The sequence below is a fragment of the Limnoglobus sp. genome (assembly GCF_059499385.1).
This window is the reverse complement of record NZ_JCABYM010000107.1, coordinates 21,797-27,796: the sequence shown is the minus strand read 5'-3', so window position 1 is coordinate 27,796 and position 6,000 is coordinate 21,797. Positions and strand designations below refer to the sequence as shown.

Below are 6,000 nucleotides of genomic sequence, written 5' to 3'. Positions count from 1 at the left end.
AACAAGACTTCCGGCGGCGGGCGGAACAGCTTCACGTTGCGGAAGTAGAGCACCGCCGGCAGCAGCGCGAGCAGGAACGCCAGGATCGCGAGGACGGTCACGACGACGGCCCCCCGTGCGATGCGTCGAACGGCTTGCCGGTGACGGTCGCCTTCAGCCGCCGCCACCAGTCGTACACACCGCCGACCCCGACGCGGCCGCTGATGATCGTCGTGAACCGCCCGGCGTCCCGGCTCATCGCGTCCCGGCTCAGCTCGTCGAGCGTCGCCGTCAGCGTCGCCTCGATCTCCGCGGTCATCTGCCGGGCCGGGCGGTTCGGTTGAACGGGAATCGCCGGGCCGAACCGCGCCAGCGCCTCCGGCGTCCGCTCGTTCCAGAACCCGATCTCCATCGCCATCGGTAGCACCCAACCGGTTTCCATCCGCGACGCCAAATGACCAACGCCGGGCCGCAGCGCGAGCGGCCGCTGCCGTACGTCCACGAACTCGCCCTGGGCCGTCACCCACAACGCATTCTTCGGCCGTTCGAGGACCGCCTGCCCGGCCCGCAGGAACTCGGCCGCCCCGGACAGCGACCGCGTGTCGATGCCGAAGATGCCGGCCCGCTTCAGCATGGCGTACTTCTTCAGCATGTCCGCGTCGATGACGCCGTAGTGCGCGTAACCCCGCAACTGGCCGCTCATCACGAACGCGATGAGCGGGTCCCACCACGACGGGTGGTTCATGGCCACGAGAACGGGGGCGTCGTCGGCCGGTAGCGGGGCCGATCCCTTCGCCAGCCGGAGGGCGTGGCAGTGCTTGCGGAGGTACCCGGCGGCGACGCGGTCGCGGATGAAGTTGAACCACCAGTCGGAGCGGGGTGGGAGTGCGGTCGGCATGGGGCCATGATAGACGGGCGGCCGCGCGGGGGATGATAGAATGACGCCGGAGGTTCCCAATGGCGTACAACCAGTTCACCCTCGCCCGGGTGCAGGCGGACTTCGGCGTCACCGTGCAGACACGGACGAACCTGTTCGCGGCGTTCCCGACCGCCCCGGTCGATCCGGTGCTGGAAACCCTGTTGCACCGCCAGGAGCCGCTCGCGGTGGCGGTCAACACGGAGAAGGTCCGCTCCGAGTTGTTGATCGCGCCGATCCTCACCGAGGTCTGGCGGCTCGGTAACGACCGCGTCGCCATGTTCTCCGGGACGCGGTTCGACGTGGACGAGGCGGCCGAGTTGGTCGGCGTGTGCGACTTCATCCTCGGCCGGCCGCCGCAGCTGCACTACGTCACCGCCCCGTTCATAATGATCGTCGAGGCGAAGAACGAGGACATCGCCGGCGGCCTCGGGCAGTGCGCCGCCGCGATGGTCGCCGGCCAACGGTTCAACCGGCGGCAGAACCCGGACATCGCCGTCATGTACGGGGCCGTGACCGACGGCGGCGAGTGGAAGTTCCTCCGCCTGACCGACCGGCTGCTCGAAGTCGATCTGACCGACTACCGGATCAACCAACCGGAACGCATCCTCGGCATCCTACTGCACGTCGTCGGCCTCCTTCCGGCGACGGCCGCCGCATGATCGCGGTTCACCCGCACGCCGGCGGCGCGACGCTTGCCGTGCGGGCGCAGCCCGGCGCGAGGAAGAACGCCGTCCTCGGCGAGCAGGCCGACGCGCTGAAGGTAGCCGTCACCGCGCCGCCGGAGGACGGGCGGGCGAACGCGGCCCTCGTCGAGGTGCTGAAGGACTGGCTTGGCGTCAAGCGGTCGCAGGTCGAGCTGCTGACCGGCGCGACGAACCGGAACAAGGTGTTCCTCGTCCGCGGCGTCACGCCCGAACAACTGACGGCGGTACTTCAACAGAAACTTGGTTAGCCGCGATGCGGACGGCTTCCGGGGCGGATCGCGTAGCCCGGCCGACACATTCCAGCGCCACGACCGCGACCGCGTAAGGAACCAGCCCGACGCCGATCCCCCACCCCAGGGCCGGCCACGTCGGTTCGACTTCCCCCGCGCTCAGCCACACGCCCACCGGCACGAGCATCGCCGCCAGCGGCTTCAGCCACGCCATCAGGTAGTCGGACCCACCCACGCCGATCAGCCGGCAGGTGTAGACCAGCACGGCCACGCAGAACAGCACGTTCGGGACCGCCACCGCCGCCGCCACGCCCTCGACGCCGAAGCGGATCAGCGCGAGCATCAGCGCGACGTTCAGCCCCGCCTCCGCCAGGGCCAGTCTCGCGAACAGCCTCAACCGACCCAGGCCGTACAGGATGCGGGATGCGACCGACTGCGCCACGCCGAGGCCGAGCGTCGCCGCCAGGATCGCGACGGCGGGGAAACTTCCTTCGACGAACTCCGGGCCGACCCACCGGTGCAGGAACGGCCTCCCGAAGAACCACAGCCCGGCGTTCACCGGCAGCACGACGTACAGCACCCACCGCGTCGCCGTCAGCATGAGGCGGGCGATGCCGGGCCAGTCGCCGCGGGCTTCCATCGCGCTCACGCCGGGGGTGAGCGTCGCCGTGATCGTGCGGAGCAACGTCTTCGCGTACTCGACGAGTCGCGAGGCCGTGGCGAAGAACGTCACCGCCCCGGTCGGCAGGAACAGCCCGACGACGACGGCCCCGGTTTGAACCGTGATCCGCCCGGCGAGCATCGCCAGGAACGCATCGACGCTGTACCCGCGAACCTCCCGCAGCGTCGCCCGGTCCACGCACGACCGGCCGAACCGCAGCCCCGGCAGCCGGCGGAACGCCAGCACCGCGAGAACGGCGTGCTCGCCGAGGTTCGCGGCCGTGTACACCACCGCCAGCGGGAACAGCCCGGTCGTGTTGTTCAGCGTCCACACGATGGCCGCGGTGCGAAGGGCCAGCGACGCGATCCGCACGGCGCTCTTTTCCGCGTACCGGTCGAGGCCGTCGAGGATCGACGGGAAGACGCTCAGCGGCAGCGTCGCGGCGAGGTTCGCGAGCATGAGCAGCATGAACGGGAGCACGTCCCCGCCGCCGCCGAGCCGCGATTCAAGGCTAGGAGTGAGGAGGTACGCGACCGGCGTGCCGACCGCGAGCGCGATCATTCCCGCGGCCGTGTAAAGCGCGAGGCACGACGACGCCATCCGGTTGAGCGCGTCACGATCGCCGGTGGCGTGGTTCCGCGCGACGTGCCGGACGAGGCACGCGGCCAAGCCCATGTCGAGGAGCGTGAAGTACGCCAGCACCGCCTCGACGACGCACCACACGTCGTACCGCGGCTTGCCGAGCGTGTCGATGAGGTAGGGCGTGAGGAAGAAGCTGACCGCGAGCGCGGCCGCGAACGCCAGCCAGTTCGAGCCGGCCGAGACGAGCATCGAGAGTCGTGACGCCACCGAAGCCTCCGTGCAGGGCGGGACAGGTTACCCCGCCCGCACGAGGTCCGTCGAGAGTAATCCCGTCACTTCTTGAACTCGTACTCCCACTTCCACGACGCGGACTTGCCCGGCTCGATCTTCAACTCGATGAACGGCTCCGGGCAGAGCGTCGTCTTCATGCCCCAGACGTTGAACTGCTTCAGCGGGTGGTCGCCCTTCACTTCGACCGTCACGCCGGTCGGCTTGTGCCGCATCGTCACGCCGCTCGTCTTCGCCGTCGCGTCGAACCCGGTGATGCCGGCGTAGATCGTGCCGGGGTCCAGTTCCTTCGTCAGGGTTAGCTTGTTGCCGTCGAACTTCACGACCTCGGGGAACCGCTCCACCGGCTTCACCGCAGCCGGGGTGAACGGGAACTCGAGTTCGTAGTTCTTGCCGACGGCGTCGCCGTCCACGTTGAAGAAGTTGTGGTTGTAGTGGTCCGTGTGGATCGGCTTCTTCCCCGTGTTCTCGAGCGCGTGTGCGATGACGAGCTGCTTGCCCGTCACGGTGATCGTCTTCGTGTAGGCGTAGCCGTACCCGAAGTCGGTCGTCATCGTCTGCTTGAACGTGATCGTGGACTCGGTCGCGTCCACCGCCCACGGGCCGGGGGTGACGATCTTGTAATTGTGGAAGAACCGGTACTTTTCCTCCTTCGGCTTCTCTAGCACGCCGACGCCGATCTTCAGGAACTTCCCGCCAACCTTCGCGGCGTCGTAGTTCAGCGGGTTGACGAACATGCCGAACTCCTCGCACGGGCCGATGATGCTGTCGTGGTTCTTCGGGTCCGGGTTGCCGAGCCACGGGCCGAACAGCTTGTGCCCGGCGAACTCCACGCCGAGCACGCCGGACCAGTCGAACCGCGTGCCGCGGTACATCCCCTTCTCCGCGTCCGGCGGGTAGACGGTGACGGTCAGCGCGTCGGACTTTAGCAGCTTCGTCGGGTAGTCGGCGGCGACGGCGGCGACCGCCAGCAAGACAAGGAGAGAGCGCATGGGAACCTCGGGGAGATGGGTGGGGGCCAGCGTACCGCGGGGCGGCGGCAAGTCGAGGACATTTTCCTTGACACGCCGCCGGCGGCGGGTATCGTCCGGCCGGACTTTGGGGATCGTCCGCACTCAGGCAAGGGGGACCGACATGCGCAATTGGCTCATCGCGGCGGCGGCGGTGCTGGCGTGGGCGGGCACGGCGGCGGCGCAACAGCCGTTCGTGTTCAAGCCGATCGACACGGAGAAGTTCGTCATCCGGCCGACGAACACGGTGGCGAACGCGACCGGCACGACGACGGCCGGCACGATCCGGACCATCGGGAACGCGGTCGCGAACGTGATCGAGGACAACGGGTTCGTCCGGACGTTCAACAACCTGCTCGGCCGCCGGGCGACGCCGCCGACCTCGCAGGCCGGGTTCAGTACGCTGCCGAACACGTCGTCGTTCCAATCGACGAAGTACCCGAACACGTTCACGCCGCGGATGCCGATCGGCTCGACGTACGGCCGGTCGGTGGTGTTCCCGGCCGAGAAATAGGAGTCAGGGGACAGGGATCAGGAGTCAGAAAAGACAAGATTTGAATAGCAACGACAAAAAGCCCACCCGTCGCTTCGACGGGTGGGTTCTTCGTTTCCCTCACTTTCCCGGCGGCGGGATCGTGGGAACGCCCGACGGCGCGGGCGGCACGGGCACGCTCACCGGCGCGGCGTCGCTCGGCGGCATCGGCGTCGGGATGCCGGGCACGGCCGCGGCGGGCGGGGTCAGCGGCGGCGCGTCCACCTTCACCGTCGGCGGCTTCACGTCCACCTTCTCCGCCTTCGGCTTCGCCAGCGGCGGCTCCACCGTCTGCGGGTAGATCGCCCCCTTGCCGATGCCGGTCGTGATCGGCCGCGGCGCGGGAACCGGCGTCGCCACCGCCGGAGCCGGCGTCGGCGCGGTCGGCGTCTTGCTCGTCAGCACGACCGGCGGGGCCGGCTTCGCCGGGATCGCCTTCGGCTTCGCGAGCGGCGGCTCGGCCGTCTGCGGGATCGCCGCGTTCGCCGCGGCGGACCGGTAGCCGTTCAGGTGGTACTCCCACAGCGCCTGTTGGGCCGCCTTCCGGACCGCCGCGGCCGGGTCGCCGGCCACGGTCGCCTCCAGCACCGCCCCGGCCTCCGCCGACACCGGCTTCAACTTCCCGATGGTCTCCGCCACCGCCGCCCGCACCGCCGCGGACGGGTCCTGCTGGAGTGCGGTCGTCAGCGCCGGCAGCACATCCGGGCTGGTCCGCGGGTCGGCCGAGCGCAACGCCTCGGCCGCGGCCAGCCGCTTCTTCTCGTCCCGGTCGGCCTTCAGCGCGTCCACGGCCGTCACCTTCGCCGGCTTGGTGTCCGGTTGCGCGGGGGCGGGCTGTTGTTGCGGCGGCGTGGCCGGCGGGTCTTCCTTCTTCTTGCGGAAGATGCCGAGCCGGGGGATCTCGAACTTCGGCAGCTCCGCGGCGGGGGCCACTTCCGGGAACGCGGCCAACATCGCGAGGGCGGCGGCGGTGCGCTTCATGGGACAACTCCGACAACGCATACGAGGCTTCGATCCTGCACCTACGGATCGACGCGACCGGCCGCCGCTTGTCGGGGATTTCGCGGTTTCGAGCCGGGACCGGCGAACGCGGTC

7 protein-coding genes are annotated in these 6,000 nt (G+C 69.3%); 3 read left to right on the top strand and 4 right to left on the bottom strand.

What is annotated here, in order from left to right; all coding sequences use genetic code 11:
• Window positions 1-97: 97 nt before the first annotated feature.
• Window positions 98-877, bottom strand: a complete 780-nt coding sequence (locus tag AC5JJ2_RS19475) for a lysophospholipid acyltransferase family protein (protein WP_495859692.1) — start codon at window positions 875-877, stop codon at window positions 98-100.
• Between the two features lie 59 nt (window positions 878-936).
• On the opposite strand from AC5JJ2_RS19475, the gene AC5JJ2_RS19470 reads away from it, so the two are divergent.
• Complete coding sequence (locus AC5JJ2_RS19470) at window positions 937-1,557, top strand: hypothetical protein (RefSeq protein ID WP_495859691.1); 621 nt, start codon at window positions 937-939, stop codon at window positions 1,555-1,557.
• Window positions 1,554-1,850 carry a DUF167 domain-containing protein gene (locus AC5JJ2_RS19465; protein WP_495859690.1) on the top strand — a complete coding sequence of 99 codons (297 nt, stop codon included), beginning with the start codon at window positions 1,554-1,556 and terminating at the stop codon, window positions 1,848-1,850. The genes AC5JJ2_RS19470 and AC5JJ2_RS19465 overlap by 4 nt, the downstream gene beginning before the upstream one ends.
• Here AC5JJ2_RS19465 and AC5JJ2_RS19460 read toward each other — a convergent pair.
• Window positions 1,804-3,342 (bottom strand): oligosaccharide flippase family protein, encoded by a 1,539-nt coding sequence (locus AC5JJ2_RS19460; protein WP_495859689.1) that lies wholly within the window; start codon window positions 3,340-3,342, stop codon window positions 1,804-1,806. The genes AC5JJ2_RS19465 and AC5JJ2_RS19460 overlap by 47 nt on opposite strands.
• 65 nt (window positions 3,343-3,407) lie before the next feature.
• Complete coding sequence (locus tag AC5JJ2_RS19455) at window positions 3,408-4,355, bottom strand: hypothetical protein (protein ID WP_495859688.1); 948 nt, start codon at window positions 4,353-4,355, stop codon at window positions 3,408-3,410.
• Window positions 4,356-4,497: 142 nt separating this feature from the next.
• Between AC5JJ2_RS19455 and AC5JJ2_RS19450 the strand changes: the two genes are divergently transcribed.
• Complete coding sequence (locus AC5JJ2_RS19450) at window positions 4,498-4,887, top strand: hypothetical protein (RefSeq protein WP_495859687.1); 390 nt, start codon at window positions 4,498-4,500, stop codon at window positions 4,885-4,887.
• 99 nt (window positions 4,888-4,986) lie between these two features.
• On the opposite strand, the gene AC5JJ2_RS19445 is transcribed toward AC5JJ2_RS19450, so the two are convergent.
• The gene (locus tag AC5JJ2_RS19445) at window positions 4,987-5,886 is read right to left on the bottom strand and encodes a HEAT repeat domain-containing protein (protein WP_495859686.1); all 900 of its coding nucleotides are present in this window, start codon (window positions 5,884-5,886) and stop codon (window positions 4,987-4,989) included.
• Window positions 5,887-6,000: the final 114 nt, after the last annotated feature.